The organism is Pseudomonas sp. BN505, assembly GCF_029873175.1.
Classification (GTDB): domain Bacteria; phylum Pseudomonadota; class Gammaproteobacteria; order Pseudomonadales; family Pseudomonadaceae; genus Aquipseudomonas; species Aquipseudomonas putida.
This window is the reverse complement of record NZ_SSOI01000067.1, coordinates 258,623-280,950: the sequence shown is the minus strand read 5'-3', so window position 1 is coordinate 280,950 and position 22,328 is coordinate 258,623. Positions and strand designations below refer to the sequence as shown.

Genomic DNA, 22,328 nt, shown 5'->3' with positions numbered 1-22,328 from the left:
TCAGCAATCCGGGGTGTTTCGCGTTGATGGGCACAGATTAAAATCATCACCTTTGCTGCACTAGACTGCGAAAACCGTCCTTAGCGTTCCGTTTGGAGAACGATTATTGGAAGACCTCAACTCCCTCTACTACTTCACCCAAGTCGTGGAGCACGGCGGCTTCGCCCCGGCCGGGCGGGCGCTGGACATGCCCAAGTCGAAACTCAGCCGGCGCATCGCCGACCTTGAAGACCGCCTGGGCGTGCGCCTGCTGCACCGCACCAGCCGGCACTGTTCGCTGACCGAAATCGGCCAGGCCTACTACAACCGTTGCCTGGCCATGCGCGTGGAGGCCGAGGGCGCGGCGGAAATCATCGAGCGCAACCGCAGCGAGCCACGCGGGCTGGTGCGCATCAGTTGCCCCACCACTCTGCTCAACTCCTGGGTCGGGCCGATGCTGACCCGCTACATGCTCAAGTACCCCCAGGTGGAACTGTTCATCGAGAGCACCAACCGCCGTGTCGACCTGCTGCACGAGGGCTTCGACATCGCCCTGCGCGTGCGCTTTCCGCCGCTGGAGAACACCGACATGGTGATGAAGGTGCTGAGCAACAGCACCCAGTGCCTGGTCGGCCAGCCGCACTACCTGGCGCAACTGCCCAAAGGGTTTGACCCGCAGCTGCTGGGCACGCTACCCAGCGTGCATTGGGGCAGTGCCCAGCGCGAGTATCAGTGGGAACTGTTCCAGGGCGAGGACAGCAGCCGCAGTATCGTCATCCCGCATACACCGCGCATGGTGACCGACGACCTGTTTGCCCTGCGCCATTTCGTGGTGGCTGGGGTGGGGATCGCGCATTTGCCGCGGGTGGCGGTCCGCGAGGACCTGGCTTCGGGGCGGTTGGTGGAATTACTGCCTGAATGGCACCCGCGTTGCGGCATCGTGCATGCGATCTTCCCGTCGCGGCGGGGGTTACTGCCGTCGGTGCGGGCGCTGATCGATCATCTGGCTGAGGAATTTGCGATCAGCGACATGGCGTGAGTCGGTGGTTGTCAGTAACGGCCCTTTCGCGGGACAAGCCCGCTCCCACAAGTTACCCCACTGCCCTCGGGATGAGGGGTGAACCTGTGGGAGCGGGCTTGTCCGGCGAAGCGGCCGTCATTTATGCAGGCAAAGAAGCTCAGAAAGCAAAGCAGGAACAACCCAGCGAACCCCAGAAGCCCTGGAAGTCACTCACCGGCACACTCGAATGCCGTGCCTTCTCATGGCTGTGCGCATGCACCCCGCATGGCCCGCTGCACTGGTGCACGGCGGCTGCCAACGATGGCGTACCGACGCGCCAGTGCCCCGGCACCTTGGCCACCGGCGACCATTCCGGCAGTACCGGCACCTGCGGCGGGCCGAGCCTGTCGAACTCGCCAGCGCCGTACACCACCTTGCCATCGACGATGGTCAGCACCGACTCGATGCCCTTGATCGCCTCTTCATCGACACTGAAGAAGTCCAGCGACAGCGCCGCCAGGTCGGCCAGCTGGCCCACCTTGATCTGGCCCTTCTTGCCCTGCTCGCTGGAGAACCACGCACTGCCCTGGGTGAACAGTTGCAGTGCGGTGTCGCGGTCGAGGCCTTCCGGGTACAGCTCCATGCCGCCGACGGTCTTGCCGCTGACCAGCCAGTACAGCGAAGTCCACGGGTTGTAGCTGGACACGCGGGTGGCATCGGTACCGGCACCCACCGGTACGCCCATTTCGAGCATGCGCTTGATGGGCGGGGTCTGCTCGGCAGCCTTGGCGCCGTAGCGGTCGACAAAATACTCACCCTGGAAGGCCATGCGGTCCTGGACGGCGATACCACCGCCCAAGGCGCGCACGCGCTCGATGTTCTGCGGGGTGATGGTTTCGGCGTGGTCGAAGAACCACGGCAGGCCGTTGAACGGGATGTCGCGGTTGACCTTCTCGAACACGTCCAGCATGCGCGTGATCGATTCGTTGTAGGTGGCGTGCAGGCGGAACGGCCAGCGTTGCTCGACCAGGTGGCGCACCACCGGTTCCAGCTCTTCTTCCATGGTCTGTGGCAGGTCCGGGCGCGGTTCGAGGAAGTCCTCGAAGTCGGCGGCGGAGAACACCAGCATTTCGCCGGCGCCGTTGTGGCGCAGGAAGTCGGTGCCGCTGTGCAGCTTTACGCTGGAGGTCCACTTCTTGAAGTCGTCCAGCTCTTCCTTGGGCTTCTGGGTGAACAGGTTGTAGGCGATGCGCACAGTCAGCTGGTTGTTGTCGGCCAACTCCTGGATGACCGAGTAGTCGTCGGGGAAGTTCTGATAGCCGCCACCGGCGTCGATGGCACTGGTCAGGCCCAGGCGGTTCAGCTCACGCATGAACTGGCGCGTCGAGTTGACTTGGTACTCCAGCGGCAGCTTCGGCCCTTTGGCCAGGGTGGCGTAGAGGATCATCGCGTTCGGGCGGGCGATCAGCATGCCGGTCGGGTTGCCGAACTTGTCGCGTTGAATTTCGCCACCCGGCGGGTTCGGGGTGGCCTTGTCATAGCCGACAGCCTTTAGCGCGGCGCGGTTGAGCAACGCACGGTCATACAGGTGCAACAGGAACACCGGGGTATCGGGCGCAGCCTGGTTGATCTCTTCAAGGGTTGGCATGCGTTTTTCGGCGAACTGGAATTCGTTCCAGCCGCCCACCACGCGAACCCACTGCGGGGTGGGCGTGCGCGCAGCCTGGTCCTTGAGCATGCGCAGGGCATCGGCCACCGACGGCACGCCTTCCCAGCGCAGCTCCAGGTTGTAGTTCAGGCCACCGCGGATAAGGTGCAGGTGCGAGTCGTTCAGGCCGGGGATGACCGTGCGCTGCTTGAGGTCGATGATCTGCGTGCTAGTGCCCTTGTGGGCCATGGCCTCGGCGTCGTTGCCCACGGCGATGAAGCGCCCATCCTTGATGGCGACAGCAGTCGCGGTGGGCTTTTCGCGGTCAACGGTGTGCAGTTTGCCATTGAACAGAATCAGGTCAGCGGTCATGGAACCTCCTTGGATGGATGCGTAAGCGGAACCGGCCTGGCCGGCGAAGGGCAATGCAGACCAGAGCGCGCCGGCGGCACCGAGCACGGTGCTGGTGGCGAGGAACTGGCGACGGGTCTTGTCGTTGTGGTCCTGGGACATAGGCTTCTCCGACTGGGGCCGGCAGGGCGACTGCGAAGCATGCCGGTTGATGCACGGTCAGGGCTTGGATGGATGTGCGGTGGGTTGAAGAAGGTTAGCCGTGTTCAAACTTTGTGCTGCCCGCGCAGCCAGTTGGCACAGCGGCGGGTTACCCAAGGCATGATGTAGAACACCACGGGCAGGATGACGAACAGGTTGACGATGAGGTTGCCTGTGATCGGGCCGCCCAATTGCGGGAAGCGTGCAAACAGCGGCGCCAGCAGCTGCGGAATGATCATGGTCATCGGGCAGATCACCAGGTAGGTCAGCAGCGCCTGCTTCCAGCGCGGCGGCTGGGCCGGCGTGGCGCCCGTCGGGCTAGCGAGAACCTGGTGTTGCAGGCATACGGTCACCACTTCACGGTTGTCCTGGAGTGCGGTGTTCATCGGCGTTCCTTTGGATGAGCTTGCCCGCATCCACTGTGCAACGGTGAACGGGCGGAGGATTGGATGGGTGTGCAGGCCTTGGCGGGCACCGACTGGCGGTGCCCGGGGAGGTCGGCTTACTTGCCGGCGTTGAAGGCGTTGTAGCTGGTCATCAGGTTGCGGTAGTCCGGGATGTGGTTGGAGCACAGCGCGGCCAGGCCTTCAACGTCGTTGCGCCAGTCGCGGTGCAGCTCGCACGCTACGCCGAACCAGGTCATCAACTGCGCACCGGCCTGGCTCATGCGGTTGTGGGCGGCGTCGCGGGTCATGGCGTTGAAGGTGCCGGAGGCATCAGTCACCACGAACACATCAAACTCTTCTTCCAGGGCCGCCAGGGCCGGGAAAGCAACACACACTTCAGTCACGACGCCGGCGATGATCAGCTGCTTCTTGCCGGTGGCCTTTACTGCCTTGACGAAGTCTTCGTTGTCCCAGGCGTTGATCTGGCCGGGGCGAGCGATGTACGGCGCATCCGGGAACAGGGCTTTCAGCTCGGGGACCAGCGGGCCGTTGGGGCCTTGCTCGAAGCTGGTGGTGAGGATGGTCGGCAGGTTGAAGAACTTGGCCAGGTCAGCCAGGGCCAGCACGTTGTTCTTGAAAGCGTCCGGTTCGATGTCGCGCACCAGCGACAGCAGGCCAGCCTGGTGATCGACCAGCAGTACGGCGGCGTCGTCTTTGTTCAGGCGGTTGTATTTGAAGTTGGTCATGGTCGTTGCTCCTAAGGGTTTCTGTCTTCAGTAAGTTGGGTGTTTCGCGTTGATGGGAGAAGATTAAAACCATCACCTTTGGAGCGGTAGATAGCGGTTTTTGGCTTTAGCGTTCTGTTTTAGGAACGATAGATTGGCGCTGGTTTTGCTGGCCTCTTCGCGGGTAAACCCGCTCCCAGAGGGCTCGCACATCCTGCAAGTCATGCGCAGTCCCTGTGGGAGCGGGTTTACCCGCGAAGAGGCCGGTGCAGGCCCCATTGCCTGCAGCAGCAACCTGCTCTATTACTACCCACAGCCCTCCCCTCATCCCCGAGACCACCATGCTGGCGTTCATCCAGTCGTCCCCGTTGTTGCTCGGCACTACCCTCATCCTGCTCGACCTCGTGCTCTGGCAAGTCATCCCCATGCAGCGCCGTGCCTGGCGCATCGGCACGCGGCTGGTGATATTCCTGCTGTTCAGCTCGGTGCTGGTGGCCGCCGGCATGAGCCCGCTGCAACCGCCACCCTGGCCCGACGATGTCTCGCGCAACCTCATGGCCACGGTACTGGCCATCGGCTGGTGGCTGTTTGGCGCGCGCACGGTCACGGTGGTGTTCGGCCTGCTGCTGGTGGCCCGGGGCAGCCATGGCGGGCGGTTGCTGCAGGATGTGCTGGGGGCGTTGATCTTTCTGGTCGCTGTAGTGGCTGCCGCGGGCTATGTGATGCAACTGCCGGTGAAGGGCTTGCTGGCTACGTCCGGGGTGATGGCCATCGTCATCGGCCTGGCGTTGCAGAGTACCTTGGCGGACGTGTTCAGCGGCATCGTGCTGAACACCACGCGGCCCTATCAGATTGGCGATTCAATCTCCATCGACGGCACCGAAGGCAAGGTGCTGGACATCGACTGGCGCGCCACGCGGCTGCTGACCGGCACCGGCAGCCTGGCGGTGATACCCAACTCGGTCGCGGCCAAGGCGCGGCTGCTCAACCACAGCCGCCCGGCCGATGTGCATGGGGTGTCGATCAGCGTGGTGGTGCCGGCCAAGGTGCGGCCCAAGCGGGTGTTCGATGCGCTGGAAAAGGCCTTGCAGGGCGTGAGTGCCATTCTTGCGACCCCAAAGCCGAAGGTGACGGTGAAGGCCTCGACGCTGGAGTCCGTGGAGTACGAGGCCAGCGGCTTCGTGGCCGACGCGGGCACCAAGGGCGACGCACGCAATCAGCTGTTCGACCTTGCCCACCGGCACCTGGAGGCCAGCGGGGTGATGTGGAACGTGGACCTGGCCCTGCCGCCGCGCAGCCGCCAGCGCGAGGTGCTGGACGAAGTGCGGGTGTTCCGCTCGCTAAGCGATGAGGAGCGTGACGCGCTGAGCCAGCGCATGACGGCGGTGGAGTACCTGGCGGACCAGGTGATCCTGGGCGTGGGTGAGCATTCCGAACACCTGCTGGTGATTGGCAGCGGGGTGGTGTCGGCGTCGGTGCGTGATGGCGACAAGCGGATCGAGGCTGGGCGCATGGGGCCGGGTGAGGTGCTGGGGATCGAGGGGATCATCGATGAGGATGACTCGTTCGCCGAGTTCCGCACACTGACCGGTTGCGTGCTGTACCGCATCGAAAAGGAACAGGTGAAGAGCTGTTTGCAGCAGCGTGGCGAGGTGCAGACGGCGTTGAGCAAACTGCAGCGGTTCCGGCGGCAAAGCCGGGAGTCGTTGTTGCTGCAAAAGCCAACCCTGATCAAGAAAGGCGGCTTCCTCAGCTGGTTGCACAAGTAAACCTGGCCGGCCTCTTCGCGGGCATACCCGCTCCTACAAGAACCCAACAGGCTTCAGCATCTGCGCGATTCCTGTGGGAGCGGGCGTGCCCGCGAAGAGGCCAGTCCTTACAACACAACCCTCAGGCACTGCCCCGCGTGGTACAGCGAGAAGCCGGATTCGTAGAACGCGGTCCGCAGCGAAGGCGCACTCACGCCGCTCATTGGCGAGAACGGAATCGGCAGGCTGTCCGCGTCACCCTTGAGCAGAAACTCCGCAAACGCACGGCCGATTACGGTACCCGTGGTGTTGCCCCGCCCGTTGTAACCCGTAACCGCGACCAACCCTGGCGCCGGCTCGAACAGGCGCATCAGGTGGTCAGGGGTAAAGTCGATACAGCCGGTCCAGTGCATTTCCCACTCGACCTTGCCCAGCTCCGGGTAGTAGTGGCTCTGGATACGGTCTGCCCAGCTGCGCACAAACCACGCCGGCTTGTTGTCGACCCGCCCCAGGCTGCCGAGCAGCAGGCGGCCCTGATCGTCGCGGCGGATGCTGCTAAGCACGGTGCGGGTGTCCCACGAGCCTTGGCCATGTGGCAGTACCTTGTCGGCCGCGGCACCCTGCAGCGGCTTGGACGCCACCTGATAGTAGTAACCACGGAAGAACTGCTTCTGCAGGTTGCTCCAGTCGCCTTCGGTGTACGCGCCAGTGGAAACAACCACCTTGTCGGCGCGCACCGAGCCACGCGCAGTCTTCACCCGCCAGCCATCGCCATCACGTTCCAGGCCTTCGACCGAAGACTGCTGGAACAGCTTGCCACCCAGGCGCGCCACGGCAGCCGCCAGGCCCTGGGTGTAGCCCATGGGGTTGATGGTGCCGGCGCGGCGGTCGAGCAACGCGGCGGAAATCTTGTTGGTACCGCAGTATTCCTGGCACTGGGTGCCGGTCAGCAACTCCACGTCGGCACCACGGCGGCGCCATTGTTCGTGGCGGGCCTCGAGGTCAGCGATGCCGGTGGCGTTGTGCGCCATGTGCAGCGTGCCTTTGTGCTGGGCCTGGCAGTCGATGCCCAGGCGCTCGATCATCGCGAACACTTCAGCCGGGGCTTCGCCAAGCACCTTGTTCAGGCGGCTGCCCTGCTTCTGGCCAAGGGTGGCCTCGACGTCGTCGGGGCGGATCCAGGTACCGGCGTTGACCAGGCCGACGTTGCGCCCGGAGCCACCGTGGCCGATCTTCCAGGCCTCAAGCAGGATCACCGACTTGCCCTGTTCGAGCAGGTGAATGGCCGCCGACAGGCCAGTGATGCCACCGCCGATCACGCAGACATCAGCCTTGTGCTCACCGGCCAGGGCCTGGGCGGCAACGGTCGGTTTGCTGACGAATTCCCACAAGCATTCTTGACGCAGTTCGGACATGGCCGGCTCCAGCAATTTGTTCTTGTTGGGGCTGCTTCGCAGCCCATTCGCGGCACAAGGCCGCTCCTACAGGAGATCGCGATGCCTGTGTAGGAGCGGCCTTGTGCCGCGAACCGGGGGCTTTGCCCCCGGCCATGCAGCATCGAATCAGTCGAACACGATACCCTGCGCCAGCGGCAGCTCGCGCGAGTAGTTCACGGTGTTGGTCTGGCGACGCATGTAGCCTTTCCAGGCATCCGAACCCGACTCACGACCACCGCCGGTTTCCTTCTCGCCACCAAACGCACCGCCGATCTCGGCGCCGCTGGTACCGATGTTGACGTTGGCGATACCGCAGTCGCTGCCCGAAGCACTCTGGAAGCGCTCGGCTTCACGGATGTCGGTGGTGAAGATGCACGACGACAGGCCTTGGGGCACTTCGTTGTTCAGGCGCAGGGCCTCTTCGAAGTCGTCGTAGGCCAGCACATACAGGATCGGGGCGAAGGTTTCGTGGCGCACCACGTCGCTCTGCGCCGGCATTTCGGCAATGGCAGGCGACACGTAGTAGGCGTTCGGGTACTGGTCGGCCAGCTGACGCTCGCCACCAAACACCTGGCCACCTTCGTCGCGGGCCTTGGCCAGCGCGCCCTGCATGGCGTCGAACGACAGCTTGTCGATCAGCGGGCCCACCAGGTTGTCCTTGCGCGGGTCGCCGATACGCACTTTGCCGTAGGCGGCTTTGACGCGGGCAACCACTTCGTCCTTGATCGAGCGGTGCACGATCAGGCGGCGCAGGGTGGTGCAACGCTGGCCGGCGGTGCCGACAGCCGAGAACAGGATGCCGCGCACGGCCAGGTCCAGGTCGGCGCTCGGCGCCAGGATCATGGCGTTGTTGCCGCCCAGTTCGAGGATGCTGCGGCCGAAGCGGGCAGCCACACGTGGGCCGACTTCGCGACCCATGCGGGTGCTGCCGGTGGCGCTGACCAGCGGTACGCGCGGGTCATCGACCATGGCTTCGCCGGCTTCACGGCCACCGATTACCAGTTGTGCCAGGCCAGCCGGGGCGTCGCCGAAGGCTTTCAGGGCTTTTTCGAACAGCGCCTGGCAGGCCAGGGCGGTCAGCGGGGTCTTTTCAGACGGTTTCCACACCACCGAGTTACCGGCCACCAGGGCCAGGGCGGTGTTCCAGGCCCAGACGGCGACCGGGAAGTTGAAGGCGCTGATCACGCCGACCACGCCCAGCGGGTGCCAGGTTTCACGCATGTGGTGGCCCGGGCGCTCGGAGGCGATGGTCAGGCCGTACAGCTGGCGCGACAGGCCCACGGCGAAGTCGCAGATGTCGATCATTTCCTGCACTTCGCCCAGGCCTTCCTGGGTGATCTTGCCGGCTTCGATCGAGACCAGCTCGCCCAGGTCGGCCTTGTGCTCACGCAGCACTTCACCGAACAGGCGCACCAGTTCGCCACGGCGCGGGGCCGGCACAGTGCGCCAGGCGTCGAAAGCGCTCTGGGCCTGATCGATGCGCGCGATGGTCTCGGCCTTGCCGAGCAGTTTCACCGAGGCGATCTGGCTGCCGTCGATCGGCGTGTGAACAGGGTAGTCGCCCTGGGTATAAGCCTCGGCGGCAACGCCAAGGCGCTCGAGCAATCCAGCAACCATTTGTGCATCTCCTACATCGGTGATGGGGTGGAAAAATGATGTGGATCAGTATTAATCCGATCACATAGGTACAACAAACGACCTTTATTCCGCATATCATTCCGTCAGGTAATGATTTGAGCCGCAGAGACCGCTATGTCCAAACGCCTGGTGCCATCCATGACCGCCCTGCAGTGCTTTGAAGCTGCAGCCCGCCATTTGAGCTTTACCCGTGCCGCCGAAGAACTGCACCTGACCCAGAGCGCCGTCAGCAAGCAGGTGGCGCAGCTTGAAGACATGCTGCGCCACCACCTTTTCCTGCGCATCCGGCGGCGCTTGCAACTGACCCCAGCCGGCAGCCTGTACCTGGCCGAGGTCAACAAGATCCTCACCCAGGTGGATATGTCCAGTCGCTACGTGCTCACCTACGGCGAGCAGACCGAGATATTGAAGGTAGCCACTCAACCGAGTTTTGGCGTGCGCTGGTTGATCCCGCACCTGAAGGGTTTTGGCAAACGCCACACCAACATCCACCTGGACATCCGCAACGAGATGGAGCCGTTCGCCCTGCTGCAGGGTTCGGCGGACGTGGTGTTCTTCTATGGCCAAGGCACGTGGCCGGGGGCCACCTGCGTGGAGCTGTTCCGTGAGGAAGTGGTGCCGGTGTGCGCGCCGGAGCTGCTGGCCGGGCGCACGCTGGGCGATGCTGCAGACCTGGCCGACCTGGTGCTGCTGCAAAGCACTTCGCGGCCGGAGGCCTGGCATGAGTGGTTCCTGGAGCTGGGATTGCAGAGCGTCAGCGCCTACCACGGGCCACGCTTTGATACGTTCTATATGGCCTTGAGCGCGGCGCAGGCTGGGTGCGGGGTGGCGCTGGTGCCGCGTTACCTGGCGGCGAAGGAGTTGGCCGAGGGTAGCCTGGTGGTGCCGTGGAACCATGCCATGCGCAGTGCCGGGGCGCATTACCTGGCGTATGCCGAGCATGCGGCGGAGGTGCCCAAAGTGCGGGCGTTGGTGGAGTGGATTCAGGAGCAGCTTCAGCCTTGAGATTGCCGGGGCACAAGGCCGCTCAATAGCAACGCGGTCCCCTGTAGGAGCGGCCTTGTGCCGCGAATGGGCTGCAAAGCAGCCCCAATGGCCCTGAAGGTCGATCAAAAAAGGAATGACACACTCACTTTTTTTCGCTTGTGAGCCAAGTGCATTCCCAGCTTTCATGTAAGCGTCCGAACCCAACCAGGAAGCTAGCGATGCCCGCCCACGATTTCGTCAGCCCAGACAGCATCCGCGCGCAGTTCTCTGCCGCCATGTCGCTCATGTACAAACAGGAAGTGCCGCTGTACGGCACGCTGCTGGAGCTGGTGAGCGAAATCAACCAGCAGGTCATGGCCCAGCAGCCCAAGGTTGCCGAAGCCCTGCGCTGGACCGGCGAAATCGAGCGCCTGGACCACGAACGCCACGGCGCCATCCGCGTCGGCACCGCTGAAGAACTGGCCACTATCGCCCGCCTGTTTGCCGTCATGGGCATGCAACCGGTCGGCTACTACGACCTGAGCTCCGCCGGCGTGCCGGTGCACTCCACCGCTTTTCGCGCAGTACACGAGCAGTCGCTGCACGTCAGCCCGTTCCGTGTGTTCACCTCGCTGCTGCGCCTGGAGCTGATCGACAACCCGCAGCTGCGTGAGCTGGCACAGAGCATCCTGGCCAAGCGGCAGATCTTCACCCCCCGCGCCTTGGAACTGATCGCCCAGTGCGAGCGCGATGGCGGCCTGAACGCAGCCGATGCCGAAGCGTTCGTGCAGGAAGCGCTGCACACCTTCCGCTGGCACCATGACGCCACCGTCACCGCCGAGCAGTACCAGCAACTGCACGACCAGCACCGCCTGATTGCCGATGTGGTGGCCTTCAAGGGCCCACACATCAACCACCTCACCCCACGTACCCTGGACATCGATGCGATCCAGCTCGGCATGCCGGCCAAGGGCATCCCGCCGAAGGCCGTGGTCGAAGGCCCGCCCACCCGCCGCCATCCGATCCTGCTGCGCCAGACCAGCTTCAAGGCCTTGCAGGAAAAGGTCGCGTTCAGCGACCAGCAGGGTAGCGAAGGCAGCCACACCGCGCGCTTTGGCGAGATCGAGCAACGTGGCGCGGCCCTGACGCCGAAAGGCCGCCAGCTGTACGACAAGCTGCTCGACGCCACCCGCGCCGCCCTGGGTGGCGCACCGGCCGAAGCCAATGCCGAGCGCTACATGACCTTGCTCAAGGATACCTTTGCCGAATTCCCGGATGACCTGGCGCAGATGCGTGAACAGGGCCTGGCGTACTTCCGCTACTTTGCCACTGAGAAAGGCCTGGCTGCGCGTGACCAGGAGGGCCGCCCGACCACCCTGCAAGGGCTGATCGACGCTGGCCATGTGCATTTCGAGGCGCTGGTGTACGAGGACTTCCTGCCGGTGAGTGCGGCGGGGATATTCCAGTCCAACCTGGGCGACGATGCACAGGCCGAATACGGCAGCAATGCCAACCGCGATGCGTTCGAAGCGGCGCTCGGGCTGCCGGTGCAGGATGAGCTGGCGCTGTATGCGCAAAGCGAGCGCCGCTCGCTGCAGGCCTGTGCGCAGGCGTTGAACCTGGGTTCGATGTAAAACCGTACGGGCCTCTTCGCGGGCTTGCCCGCTCCCACAGGTAATGCACAGTATTAAAGGCTGTGCGATCCGTGTGGGAGCGGGCGAGCCCGCGAAGAGGCCGGTACAGGCGATCAGAGAGGCGGCAGGATTTCCACATCCGGCAAATCCATCGCCGCCACCTCGTCTGCCAGAAAATCACTCAAGCGCCGCAACCGTTCGCCACCCGGCCGGGTGCGCGGCCATACCAGGTAGTAGTCCATCCCACTGGGCACCGCTGTCGGCCAAGGCAGGCTCAACCGCCCCTGCGCCACATCTTCGGCCACCATCAGCAAATCACCCATGGAAATCCCGTAGCCCCGTGCAGCGGCAATCATGCCCAGCTCCAGGGTGTCGAACACCTGCCCGCCCTTGAGCGAAACCTTGTCGCCAAGCCCCATGCGCTCCAGCCATTCCCGCCAGTCACGCTTGTCTACCGTGGGGTGCAGCAGTTCGATAGAGGCCAGCCGGCCCACGTCCCAAGGCTCTTCGTCGAGCAGGTCCGGCGCACCGACCGGGATCAGCAACTCCGGAAACAGCTTGCGCACCTCCCACTCCGCCGGGAACACGCCGTCGCTGAGCAACACTGCGCAATCGAACGGTTCCTGGTTGAAGTCCACATGGTCGACGTCCATCCATGCGCTGGTCAGCTGCACTTCGTTGCCCGGTTGCAGGTGGCGGAACCGGCTAAGGCACGCCAGCAACCAGCGCATGGTCAGGGTCGATGGGGCTTTCATGCGCAAGATGTCATCTTCGCCGCGCAAGTTATCGCAGGCCCGCTCCAGCGCCGCAAAGCCTTCGCGCACCCCGGGCAACAGCACCCGCGCCGCTTCGGTCAACTGCAGGCTGCGGCCACTGCGCACGAACAGGCGGCAGGCAAAGTGCTCTTCCAACGTACGGATATGCCGGCTGACAGCACTTTGGGTAATCGACAGCTCTTCGCCCGCACGGGTGAACGAGCAAAGCCGTGCAGCAGCTTCGAATGCGCGCAGGGCATACAACGGAGGGAGCTGTCGGGACATGAGGCACCTGCCATACGGGACTGTGGAGCGAATCACCAATGAGCATATATACATGAGTCAGACTCATGCCAAGGATCGCTTTTATCCTTTTGTGCAAAGTTGACCGAAGCCTCAGAATCGCCCTTCGTTGTTTTCCCCAGGAAAAAGGACCACCCCATGCATGTCGCGCCCACCACAGAACTCAAGGCTTTGCTGCGCCTGGCCGGGCCGCTGATCGCCTCGCAGTTGGCGCACATGCTGATGGTGCTGACCGACACCCTGATGATGGCCCGTATCAGCCCGCAAGCGCTGGCCGGTGGCGGCCTGGGCGCGGCAAGCTACTCATTCGTGTCGATCTTTTGCCTGGGCGTGATCGCTGCGGTCGGCACGCTGGTGGCGATCCGCAAGGGCGCCAACGACATCGAAGGTGCCACCCGCCTGGCACAGAACGGCGTGTGGCTGGCCTGGGGCCTGGCGCTGATCGCCGCGCTGGCCCTCTGGAACCTTGAGCCGGTACTGCTACTGTTCGGGCAACAGCCCGAAAACGTTGCCTCGGCCGCCGAATTCCTCACCCTGCTGCCGCTGGCGCTGCCCAGTTACCTGACCTTCATGGCCTTGCGTGGCTTTACCAGCGCGCTGGGTCGCTCGACCCCGGTGATGGTGATCAGTGTGGTCGGCACGGTGCTCAACTACCTGTTCAACGTGGCGTTGATCGAAGGCATGTTCGGCCTGCCAAAGCTGGGCCTGATGGGCATCGGCCTGGTCACCGCAGTGGTATCGCTGGGCATGGCCATCGCCCTTGCCCTGTACATCCGCTGGCATTCGGCCTACGCCGCCTACCCGCTGCGCAAAGGCCTGTCACGCCCGTCGCTGCCAGCCCTGCGCGAGCTGTGGCGGCTGGGCCTGCCAATTGGTGGTACCTACATGGTGGAAGTGGGCCTGTTCGCCTTCGCCGCGCTGTGCATGGGCGTGCTGGGCAGTACCGAACTGGCGGCACACCAGATCGCCCTGCAGATCGTGTCCACGGCGTTCATGGTGCCGACGGGCTTGTCCTATGCGGTTACCATGCGCGTGGGCTTGTACTACGGCGCTGGCAACCTGCTGGCGGCGCGCAGTGCCGGGCGCGTGGGTATCGGGTTCGGGGCAATGATCATGTTTGCCTTCGCCGCCCTGTTCCTGCTGCTGCCCGAAGCGCTGGTGGGGCTGTTCATCGACCGCAATGACCCGGCCTTTGCCGCGATCTTCCAGGTGGCCGTGCAGTTGTTGATGGTGGCGGCGTGGTTCGAGCTGTTCGATGGCATGCAGACGATTGCCATGGGCTCGATCCGTGGGCTGAAAGATGCCAAGACCACCTTCCTGATCGGGCTGGTGTGCTACTGGCTGGTGGGGGCGCCGAGCGCCTGGTTGTTCACCTTTACCCTGGGCGGTGGTGCGGTGGGCATCTGGTGGGGGCTGGCGCTGGGGCTGGCGTGTGCGGCGGTGGCGCTGACCTTTGGCTTTGAGTGGCGGATGAAGCGGCTTTTGAGAAAGGCGGTGGCGCGCGCAGGGGCTGCTGCTTCGGCCTGACTTCAGGGCCTCTTCGCGGGCACGCCCGCTCCCACAGGGTTGCGCGGTCCCTGTGGGAGCGGGCGTGCCCGCGAAAGGGCCCTAAAGGACAGCATCCAACTGACAGCCAGGCACCTTCAGCAAAAAATCGATCAACTCCCCGACCGGCAGCGGCTTGCTGACCAAAAAGCCCTGCACCTGGTCACAGCCAAACCCACGCAACAACGCCAGCTGCTCTTCGCTCTCCACCCCCTCGGCCACCACTTCGAGGTTGAGGTTGTGCGCCAGGTTGATCATGGCGTGCACCAGCTTGCGGTTTTCCTCGCGCATTTCCATTCCCGCAACAAAACTGCGGTCCACCTTCAGCAAAGTGATCGGCAAGCTGTTGAGGTGTACGAACGAAGAAAACCCGGTGCCGAAATCGTCGAGCGAGAAGCGCACGCCCAGGCGGCCGAGGGCGTCCATGGTCTGGCGTACCAGCTCGTTGCGGCGCATCACCGCCGTTTCGGTCAGTTCGAACTCCAGCCAGCGGGCGTCCACGCCATGCTCAAGGATCAGGCGACTCAGGGTGGCTAGCAGCTGGCTGTCCTGGAACTGGCGGAAACTCAGGTTGACCGCCATGTGCAGCGGCTCCAGGCCGCGCTCGCACAGCGCCTGCATGTCGCGCAAGGCACGGGAGATGACCCAGTAGCCCAAGGGCACGATCAGGCCGCTCTGCTCGGCCAGAGGCACGAATTCGCTGGGCGGTAACAGCCCGCGTTCGGCATGGCGCCAGCGCACCAGCGCCTCCAGGCCGACAATGCGCCCGTCGGCCAGGTCGAGCCGCGGCTGGTAATGCAGCTCCAGTTCGTCACGGCGCAGCGCGCGGCGCAGCTCGCTTTCCAGGTCGGCAAGGCTGCGGGCGTTGCGATTGATGCGTTCATTGAACACATGGAAGGTGCAGCCCTGGCTGCCCTTGGCCTGGCGCATGGCGATGTGCGCATGCCACATCAGCGGGTCGGCACCGCTCTGCGCGCGGGCATGGGCCAGGCCCAGGCTGCAACCCAGCAGCAGGCTTTCGCCGTCGATCCAGTAGGGTTCGGCCAGGGCCTCGACGATGCGCTCGGCAATCCACTCGGCACGGTTGGCGTCGCGGCGGGTGTCGATCAGCAAGGCGAACTCGTCGCTGCCCAGGCGAGCCAGCTGGTCGCCTGCTTCGAGCTGGTTTTGCAGCCGCGCCACCACCTGCAGGATCAAGCGGTCGCCGCTCTGGTGGCCGAGCGCATCGTTGACGTGGCGGAAGTTGTCCAGGTCCAGGTGGCCCAAGGCAATGCCACGGCCCTCGTTCTCGGCCAGGCGCGCGGTCAGCAAGGCCTGGAAGCCCTGGCGGTTGGCGATGCCGGTCAGTGGGTCCTGTTCGGCCAAGCGCTGCAAAGTGGCCACCAGCACCCCGCGTTCGCGCACATGGCGCAGCGAGCGGCGCAGGGTGTCGGCATTGAGCTGGTCGCGTACCAGCCAGTCGCTGACGGCGCTGGGCGCCACCTCGGGCTCGTGGTCCAGCAGCAGAATAGTTGGCAGCTCGCAGCGCCCAGGCACCGGCTGCAAGGCCGGAGTTGCCAGCACCACGGCCTGGCGATCATGGCTGAACAGGCTATCGACCGAGTCCCAGTCAGGCGCGGTCAGCAGCACGGCACTGCCGTTAAGGGCAGGCATGCAGGCGTGCAACAAGGCGGCCCATTGCGGCTCATCAGCCAACAGCAGCAAACGCAAAGGTTCGACAGGCGTGGACAAGCGGGCTCCTTAGGACTTCACGGTGCAACGATATCTGCCAGTATGCTACTGCATTAATGAAAATGATTTTCACTTTTATACATGCATTTGCGGGCGTAGCATCCCGACGTATTTTGTCGTGCATCGTGCTCGAAACCAGACGAGCCGGCAAATATGATTTTTTCAGTTGCTAGCATTAGTGGCGCTAATAATGAGGCGGACAAAAGTCTGACTCAGACGTCAGACGGTCGCGCCACAACCGCCCCATGCCTGTTAGAATGCGCGGCTATTTTCTGGCGACCCCCGGTTTCTAGCATGTCCCGACTCAATCCCAGGCAGCAAGAAGCCCGTGACTACGTCGGCGGCCCTCTTTTGGTGCTCGCCGGTGCAGGTTCGGGCAAGACCAGCGTGATCACGCGCAAGATTGCCCACCTCATCCAGAACTGCGGCATCCGTGCCCAGTACATCGTGGCGATGACCTTCACCAACAAGGCCGCACGCGAGATGAAGGAGCGGGTCGCCACCCTGCTGCGCCCGGGGGAAGGCCGTGGCCTGACGGTGTGTACCTTCCACAACCTGGGCCTGAACATCATCCGCAAGGAGCACGACAAGCTGGGCTACAAGCCAGGCTTCTCGATCTTCGACGAGTCCGACATCAAGGCGTTGCTGTCGGACATCATGCAGAAGGAATACTCCGGCGACGACGGCATCGACGAGATCAAAAACATGATCGGTGCCTGGAAGAACGACCTGGTCCTGCCACCCGAGGCCCTGGAAAAGGCGCGCAACCCGCGCGAGCAGACCGCCGCCATCGTCTACACCCACTACCAGCGCACGCTCAAGGCGTTTAACGCGGTGGACTTCGACGACCTGATCCTGCAGCCGGTCAAACTGTTCCAGGAGCACCCCGAGGTACTGGAGCGCTGGCAGAACCGCGTGCGCTACCTGCTGGTGGACGAATACCAGGACACCAACGCCAGCCAGTACCTGCTGGTGAAAATGCTGATCGGCATGCGCAACCAGTTCACCGTGGTGGGCGACGACGACCAGTCGATCTACGCCTGGCGCGGTGCGCGCCCCGAAAACCTGATGCTGCTCAAGGAGGACTACCCCTCCCTGAAGATCGTCATGCTCGAGCAGAACTACCGCTCCACCAGCCGCATCCTGCGCTGTGCCAACGTGTTGATCGCCAACAACCCGCACGCGTTCGAGAAACAGCTGTGGAGCGAGATGGGCGTGGGCGACGAGATCCGCGTCATCCGCTGCAAGAACGAGGAAGCCGAGGCCGAACGCGTGGCCATGGAAATCCTCACCTTGCACCTGCGCACCAACCGCCCGTACAGCGATTTCGCAATCCTCTACCGCGGTAACTACCAGGCCAAGCTGATTGAACTGAAGCTGCAGCACCACCAGGTGCCGTATCGCCTGTCGGGCGGCAACAGCTTCTTCGGCCGCCAGGAGGTAAAGGACCTGATGGCCTATCTGCGCCTGTTGGTGAACCCGGACGATGACAACGCCTACCTGCGGGTAATCAACGTACCGCGCCGGGAAATCGGCTCCACCACCCTGGAAAAGCTCGGCAACTATTCCACCGAGCGCGGCATTTCTATGTACGCCGCTAGCGAGGAGCTGGGCCTGGGTGAGCACCTGGACGCCCGCTACACCGAGCGTTTGCAGCGGTTCAAGCACTGGCTCGACGGGGTACGCCACAAGGTCGCCCTGGAAGACCCGATTGCCGCGCTGCACGAGATGATCCGCGATATCGACTACGAGAACTGGATCCGCCAGCAGACCGCCAGCGACAAGGCGGCGGAGTTCCGGATCAGCAACGTCTGGTTCCTGGTCGAAGCGCTGAAAAACACCCTCGAGAAGGACGAAGAGGGTGACATGACCATCGAGGACGCCATCGGCAAGCTGGTGTTGCGTGACATGCTCGAGCGTCAGCAGGAAGAAGAAGAGAACGCCGAAGGTGTGCAGATGATGACCCTGCACGCCTCCAAGGGCCTGGAATTTCCCTACGTGTTCATCATGGGCATGGAAGAGGAAATCCTCCCGCACCGCTCCAGCATCGAGGCCGACACCATCGAAGAGGAACGCCGCCTGGCCTACGTGGGCATTACCCGCGCGCGCCAGACCCTGGCCTTCACCTTCGCTGCCAAGCGCAAGCAGTACGGTGAAATCATCGACTGCACGCCCAGCCGGTTCCTTGACGAACTGCCTCCGGACGACCTGGCCTGGGAGGGCCTGGACGATGCGCCGGTCGAGGTAAAGGCCGCACGCGGCAACAACGCCCTCGCCGATATCCGGGCAATGCTCAAACGCTGATCAACCATTACTCTTAAACTTTGCCGCTATTTGCGGCCACCTTTGCTACATCGAGGAAAACAAAGTGGAAGCACTGCATCAGAAGATTCGCGAAGAAGGCATCGTGCTTTCCGACCAGGTTCTTAAAGTCGACGCGTTTCTCAACCACCAGATCGACCCTGCTCTGATGCAGTTGATCGGTGACGAGTTCGCCCGCTTGTTCGCCGACGCCGGCGTGACCAAGATCGTCACCATCGAAGCCTCGGGCATTGCCCCGGCCGTGATGACTGGCCTGAAGCTGGGCGTACCGGTGATCTTTGCGCGCAAGCACCAGTCGCTGACCCTGACCGAGAACCTGCTGACTGCCTCGGTGTACTCCTTCACCAAGCAAACCGAGAACACCGTGGCCATTTCGCCACGCCACCTCAACAGCAGCGACCGCGTGCTGGTGATCGACGACTTCCTGGCCAACGGCAAGGCGTCGCAGGCGCTGATCTCGATCATCAAGCAAGCCGGTGCCACCGTGGCCGGCCTGGGTATCGTGATCGAGAAGTCGTTCCAGGGCGGCCGTGCCGAGCTGGACAGCCAGGGCTACCGCGTTGAATCGCTGGCCCGGGTGAAGTCGCTGGAAGGCGGTGTGGTCAGCTTCATCGAGTAAGCCTGAACCGGCCCCATCGCCGGCAAGCCAGCTCCCACAGGTACTGCACAAGGCTCAGCCTTTGTGAAACTCCTGTGGGAGCTGGCTTGCCGGCGATGGGCTGCAAAGCAGCCCCGGCAATCTTCAGGTCGCCGCCAACCCTGCCAGCAAAAGCCGCTGATACAGCTCTTCCTTCAATCCCTGAGGAGCGTCCAGCCCCATCCGCTCCAGGTGCCCTTGATACCCCTCAGGCCCCGGCGCATCCAACGCTGCCTTGCCCAGCTCCAGCACCTCGCTCAGCTTGAACTTGCTCTTCAACCAGTTCAGCGCCCGCAACAGGTCCCGCTCCTCAGCTGTAAAGTCCGTCCCCATCGGATACTCCGGGAACAGCCGCGCATGCCGCGCCCTGATCGCCTCCAACCGCTGCGGCGTATTGTCAGTAAAGCGAGCGTCCAGCTCAAAACCCTTGGGCAGCTTGCCAGCCTCTTTTGCCTGCTCGATGAGCCCCTGCTGGAACCGCGAATCGCTCACCGCCAGCAACCGCGCAATCACCTCGCTGTCTGTCTGCCCACGCAAGTCGGCAATGCCGTATTCGGTCACCACGATATCGCGCAGGTGCCGGGAGATGGTGCAGTGGCCATAGGTCCAGAACAGGTTCGAGGTCACCTCCCCGCCTGCCTCGCGCCAGCTGCGCAAAAGCAGGATCGAACGCCCGCCGTCCAGCGCATGGCCCTGGGCGACGAAGTTGTACTGCCCGCCCACGCCACTGAGCACGCGGCCGTCTTCCAGCTGATCGGCCACGCCGGCGCCGAGCAAGGTCATGGCAAACGCAGTGTTGAGGAAGCGCGCATCGCGGCGCTGGCGTCGCTTGAGTTCTTCCTGCCCGTACAGCTCGTTGATAAAGCTGATACGGGTCATGGCAAAACGTGCGCGCTGTTCGAGCGGCATCTCCCTTAACCGCTGGTAAAACGCCTGCGGGCCAAGGAAAAAGCCGCCATGCACCACTGGCCCTTCGTCATCGGCCGGGCGCCGCAGCAGGCCTGCTTCGGCCAGTACCAGCAGGCCATTGACGAACATCTCGCTGCAGCCGTACAGGCCTTGGGCAAACGTCCCCAGCCCTCCTTCGCGCTCGATCAGCGCATGCCAAGGGCCCGTATCCAGCTCGTCTAGCAAGGCGCGGTAGCCTGCGTTGTCACCCTGGCGGGCCAGCAACGCGGCGGCGACTGCATCGCCCATGGCACCGATGCCGATCTGCAGGGTGCCGCCATCGCGTACCAGTGTGCTGGCGTGCAGGCCGATGCAGTGGTCCTGGGTGCCCACCGGCATGTTCGGTGTGGAGAACAGACGACGTTGCTCGGCCTCGTCGATCAGCAGGTCGAACGCATCAATGGGCAGTTCCGCATCGCCGGGCATGTAGGGCAGTTCGGCGTGCACCTGGCCAAGCATGAGTATGGTCTCGCCGGCCGCGCGGCGCTTGGCGATCATCGGCAGCAGGTCGAGGGTGATGTCGGGGTTGCAGGCAAGGCTCAGGTGAACAGGCTTTTCAGGTGTGGCAGCCACCAATTGCGCGACCAGGTTCAGGCCCTTGGCGTTGATGTCGCGTGCGGCGTGGCTGTAGTTGCTGCTGATGTAATCCTGCTGGGCAGCCTCGCTGTGTAGCAGGCTGCCGGGCTGCATGAAAAACTGCTCGACGCGGATGTTCGGCGGCAGGCTGTCGTTGCGCAGGTCGGCGAGGTAGTCGAGCTCTTCGTAGTCGGCGAAGACGCGCTCGACGAAGGGTTCGAGAAAGCGCCGCTGCAGGCCATCGCCCAATGGCGGGCGGCCGAGGGACAGCGCGGTGTAGATAGTCAGGCGCCGTTCGGGCAGCTCACGCACCCGGGCGTAGAGGGCGTTGACGAAGGCATTGGGCTTGCCCAGGCCCAATGGCAGGCCCATATGGATATGGGTTGGCAGCCGGGACAAGACCTGCTCGACAGCCTGGTCGATGGAGCAGAGGTGCATCGGGGCCTCCTGAGACATCCATGGGTTCAGGGGTTGGACATGGCACTGGCGGGTTGGTTGCCTGTACCGGCCCTTTCGCGGGCAAGCCCGCTCCCACAGGATAACCACAATCCTCAGGTTCTGTGGGGGGCTTGTGGGAGCGGGCTTGCCCGCGAAAGGGCCAGCACAGACGCCACAAAAACAAAGCCCGCCATCAACGGCGGGCCTCGTGCGATTCAGCGGTGTCTTACAGACCGGACATTTTCTTGATCGCCCCTTTCAGGTCGTCATCCGAGCAGTCCGCGCAAGTGCCTTTGGGTGGCATGGCGTTGATGCCGGTAATGGCCTTGGCCAGGATGCCATCCAGGCCGCCCTGATGGTCGGCGCGTTCTTTCCACGCGGCGGTATCGCCAATCTTCGGCGCGCCGAGCAGGCCGCTGCCATGGCAAGCATTGCAGTGCTTGGCGATGATCTCATCTGGGGTCTTGGCACCCCCTCCCCCCGCTGCAACAGCCACTTCCATGCCTTTGCATTCCTGGCCCTGGACGCACACCTGGCCAACCGGCTCTAGGCGTTTGGCAATGTCGTCATTGGTCGCAGCGGTTGCGCTCATTGCCCAGAGGGCGAATACGGCTGCTGGTACGGCCAGCATCTTCTTGATTTGGTTCACGCGAACACCCTCATGGTGGCTAATCACGCTCGCGGCCACGGAACGGCGAGCGTTGAAAAGTATAGCGGGAACCCAGAGGCCGTGAAACGACCCTACACGGGAAAGGGGTATTGCCGAATCAATGCACTGCGCTGGATCAAAAGTTTGAAGGCGTCGCCGCACTGATCAGGCGCGCAGGCTGGTTGAAAGGGTTGCGAAAGCGGTGCGGGCGGGTGCTTTCGAAGTAGTAGCTGTCGCCTTCTTCAAGGATGAAGATCTCGTTGCCGACCACCAGCTCCAGCCGCCCTTCGAGCAGGATGCCGGTTTCCTCGCCGTCATGGGTGAGCATCTCGGCACCGGTGTCGGCACCTGGCGGATACACCTCGGTGAGAAACGCGATGGCACGGTTGGGGTGCGACTTGCCGACCAGCTTCATGGTCACCGCGCCATCCGAGATATCAATCAGCTCGTGGGCCTTGTAGACGATTTGCGCGGGGCTTTCAGGTTCCAGCTCGACTGAAAAGAACTCGACCATGGACATGGGAATGCCGCTCAACACCTTGCGCAGCGAGCTGATAGAAGGGCTCACGCTGTTCTTCTCGATCATCGAGATGGTGCTATTGGTCACGCCGGCACGCTTGGCGAGTTCACGCTGGGACAGGCCCTTGAGCTTGCGGATGACTTGCAGTCGTTCGCCGACGTCCAAAGCTGGAGCCTCCTGAAACGGTGGTAA

17 protein-coding genes are annotated in these 22,328 nt (G+C 63.5%); 7 read left to right on the top strand and 10 right to left on the bottom strand.

Annotated features, from left to right (window positions below; all coding sequences use genetic code 11):
* Positions 1–106: 106 nt before the first annotated feature.
* Positions 107–1,018 carry a LysR substrate-binding domain-containing protein gene (locus E8E78_RS23745; protein ID WP_049273652.1) on the top strand — a complete coding sequence of 304 codons (912 nt, stop codon included), beginning with the start codon at positions 107–109 and terminating at the stop codon, positions 1,016–1,018.
* 139 nt (positions 1,019–1,157) lie between these two features.
* Here the strand turns inward: E8E78_RS23745 and E8E78_RS23740 are convergent, their stop codons facing one another.
* From E8E78_RS23740 to ycaC, 3 genes are all read right to left on the bottom strand, one after another.
* Positions 1,158–2,999 (bottom strand): amidohydrolase, encoded by a 1,842-nt coding sequence (locus E8E78_RS23740; RefSeq protein WP_165605172.1) that lies wholly within the window; start codon positions 2,997–2,999, stop codon positions 1,158–1,160.
* A gap of 245 nt (positions 3,000–3,244) precedes the next feature.
* Entirely contained in the window at positions 3,245–3,565 is a 321-nt protein-coding gene (locus tag E8E78_RS23735; RefSeq protein WP_049274593.1) for a hypothetical protein, read from the bottom strand.
* Between the two features lie 116 nt (positions 3,566–3,681).
* On the bottom strand, positions 3,682–4,311 hold the full coding sequence (gene ycaC, locus E8E78_RS23730) for an isochorismate family cysteine hydrolase YcaC (protein ID WP_016502202.1): 630 nt from the start codon (positions 4,309–4,311) through the stop codon (positions 3,682–3,684).
* 320 nt (positions 4,312–4,631) lie between these two features.
* Between ycaC and E8E78_RS23725 the strand changes: the two genes are divergently transcribed.
* The gene (locus E8E78_RS23725) at positions 4,632–6,059 is read left to right on the top strand and encodes a mechanosensitive ion channel family protein (protein WP_049274592.1); all 1,428 of its coding nucleotides are present in this window, start codon (positions 4,632–4,634) and stop codon (positions 6,057–6,059) included.
* A gap of 107 nt (positions 6,060–6,166) precedes the next feature.
* Here E8E78_RS23725 and E8E78_RS23720 read toward each other — a convergent pair whose 3' ends face one another.
* The gene (locus E8E78_RS23720; protein ID WP_016502204.1) at positions 6,167–7,453 is read right to left on the bottom strand and encodes an FAD-binding oxidoreductase; all 1,287 of its coding nucleotides are present in this window, start codon (positions 7,451–7,453) and stop codon (positions 6,167–6,169) included.
* A gap of 147 nt (positions 7,454–7,600) precedes the next feature.
* Positions 7,601–9,091 (bottom strand): aldehyde dehydrogenase family protein, encoded by a 1,491-nt coding sequence (locus E8E78_RS23715; RefSeq protein WP_012274799.1) that lies wholly within the window; start codon positions 9,089–9,091, stop codon positions 7,601–7,603.
* 135 nt (positions 9,092–9,226) lie between these two features.
* Here E8E78_RS23715 and E8E78_RS23710 point away from each other — a divergent pair, with 135 nt between their 5' ends.
* Together E8E78_RS23710 and E8E78_RS23705 are read left to right on the top strand one after the other, a co-directional pair.
* The gene (locus E8E78_RS23710; protein ID WP_049275904.1) at positions 9,227–10,117 is read left to right on the top strand and encodes a LysR family transcriptional regulator; all 891 of its coding nucleotides are present in this window, start codon (positions 9,227–9,229) and stop codon (positions 10,115–10,117) included.
* 200 nt (positions 10,118–10,317) lie between these two features.
* Positions 10,318–11,712 (top strand): VOC family protein, encoded by a 1,395-nt coding sequence (locus E8E78_RS23705; RefSeq protein ID WP_280312605.1) that lies wholly within the window; start codon positions 10,318–10,320, stop codon positions 11,710–11,712.
* Positions 11,713–11,825: 113 nt separating this feature from the next.
* Here the strand turns inward: E8E78_RS23705 and E8E78_RS23700 are convergent, their stop codons facing one another.
* Positions 11,826–12,752 carry a LysR substrate-binding domain-containing protein gene (locus E8E78_RS23700; protein WP_016502207.1) on the bottom strand — a complete coding sequence of 309 codons (927 nt, stop codon included), beginning with the start codon at positions 12,750–12,752 and terminating at the stop codon, positions 11,826–11,828.
* A gap of 156 nt (positions 12,753–12,908) precedes the next feature.
* Between E8E78_RS23700 and E8E78_RS23695 the strand changes: the two genes are divergently transcribed.
* Complete coding sequence (locus E8E78_RS23695) at positions 12,909–14,297, top strand: NorM family multidrug efflux MATE transporter (protein ID WP_016502208.1); 1,389 nt, start codon at positions 12,909–12,911, stop codon at positions 14,295–14,297.
* An 81-nt stretch (positions 14,298–14,378) separates the two neighbouring features.
* On the opposite strand, the gene E8E78_RS23690 is transcribed toward E8E78_RS23695, so the two are convergent.
* Complete coding sequence (locus E8E78_RS23690) at positions 14,379–16,046, bottom strand: bifunctional diguanylate cyclase/phosphodiesterase (protein ID WP_016502209.1); 1,668 nt, start codon at positions 16,044–16,046, stop codon at positions 14,379–14,381.
* A gap of 294 nt (positions 16,047–16,340) precedes the next feature.
* On the opposite strand from E8E78_RS23690, the gene rep reads away from it, so the two are divergent.
* Both rep and E8E78_RS23680 read left to right on the top strand, forming a co-directional pair.
* Entirely contained in the window at positions 16,341–18,350 is a 2,010-nt protein-coding gene (gene rep / locus E8E78_RS23685) for a DNA helicase Rep (protein WP_016502210.1), read from the top strand.
* A gap of 64 nt (positions 18,351–18,414) precedes the next feature.
* Complete coding sequence (locus E8E78_RS23680; protein ID WP_003253535.1) at positions 18,415–18,987, top strand: xanthine phosphoribosyltransferase; 573 nt, start codon at positions 18,415–18,417, stop codon at positions 18,985–18,987.
* 123 nt (positions 18,988–19,110) lie between these two features.
* Here E8E78_RS23680 and E8E78_RS23675 read toward each other — a convergent pair whose 3' ends face one another.
* From E8E78_RS23675 to E8E78_RS23665, 3 genes are all read right to left on the bottom strand, one after another.
* Entirely contained in the window at positions 19,111–20,967 is a 1,857-nt protein-coding gene (locus E8E78_RS23675; RefSeq protein ID WP_280312609.1) for an acetyl-CoA hydrolase/transferase C-terminal domain-containing protein, read from the bottom strand.
* A 226-nt stretch (positions 20,968–21,193) separates the two neighbouring features.
* Positions 21,194–21,598, bottom strand: a complete 405-nt coding sequence (locus E8E78_RS23670) for a c-type cytochrome (RefSeq protein ID WP_041168151.1) — start codon at positions 21,596–21,598, stop codon at positions 21,194–21,196.
* A 154-nt stretch (positions 21,599–21,752) separates the two neighbouring features.
* A complete protein-coding gene (locus E8E78_RS23665) occupies positions 21,753–22,301 on the bottom strand; it encodes a cupin domain-containing protein (RefSeq protein WP_016502213.1) in 549 nt (182 codons plus the stop codon).
* Positions 22,302–22,328: the final 27 nt, after the last annotated feature.

Excerpts from the sequence above, each read along its gene's own strand:
- E8E78_RS23740 (WP_165605172.1), bottom strand. The coding sequence starts at position 2,999 with ATGACCGCTGACCTGATTCTGTTCAATGGCAAACTGCACACCGTTGAC.
- E8E78_RS23735 (WP_049274593.1), bottom strand. The coding sequence starts at position 3,565 with ATGAACACCGCACTCCAGGACAACCGTGAAGTGGTGACCGTATGCCTG.
- ycaC (WP_016502202.1), bottom strand. The coding sequence starts at position 4,311 with ATGACCAACTTCAAATACAACCGCCTGAACAAAGACGACGCCGCCGTA.
- E8E78_RS23725 (WP_049274592.1), top strand. The coding sequence starts at position 4,632 with ATGCTGGCGTTCATCCAGTCGTCCCCGTTGTTGCTCGGCACTACCCTC.
- E8E78_RS23720 (WP_016502204.1), bottom strand. The coding sequence starts at position 7,453 with ATGTCCGAACTGCGTCAAGAATGCTTGTGGGAATTCGTCAGCAAACCG.
- E8E78_RS23715 (WP_012274799.1), bottom strand. The coding sequence starts at position 9,091 with ATGGTTGCTGGATTGCTCGAGCGCCTTGGCGTTGCCGCCGAGGCTTAT.
- E8E78_RS23710 (WP_049275904.1), top strand. The coding sequence starts at position 9,227 with ATGTCCAAACGCCTGGTGCCATCCATGACCGCCCTGCAGTGCTTTGAA.
- E8E78_RS23705 (WP_280312605.1), top strand. The coding sequence starts at position 10,318 with ATGCCCGCCCACGATTTCGTCAGCCCAGACAGCATCCGCGCGCAGTTC.
- E8E78_RS23700 (WP_016502207.1), bottom strand. The coding sequence starts at position 12,752 with ATGTCCCGACAGCTCCCTCCGTTGTATGCCCTGCGCGCATTCGAAGCT.
- E8E78_RS23695 (WP_016502208.1), top strand. The coding sequence starts at position 12,909 with ATGCATGTCGCGCCCACCACAGAACTCAAGGCTTTGCTGCGCCTGGCC.
- rep (WP_016502210.1), top strand. The coding sequence starts at position 16,341 with ATGTCCCGACTCAATCCCAGGCAGCAAGAAGCCCGTGACTACGTCGGC.
- E8E78_RS23675 (WP_280312609.1), bottom strand. The coding sequence starts at position 20,967 with ATGCACCTCTGCTCCATCGACCAGGCTGTCGAGCAGGTCTTGTCCCGG.
- E8E78_RS23670 (WP_041168151.1), bottom strand. The coding sequence starts at position 21,598 with ATGCTGGCCGTACCAGCAGCCGTATTCGCCCTCTGGGCAATGAGCGCA.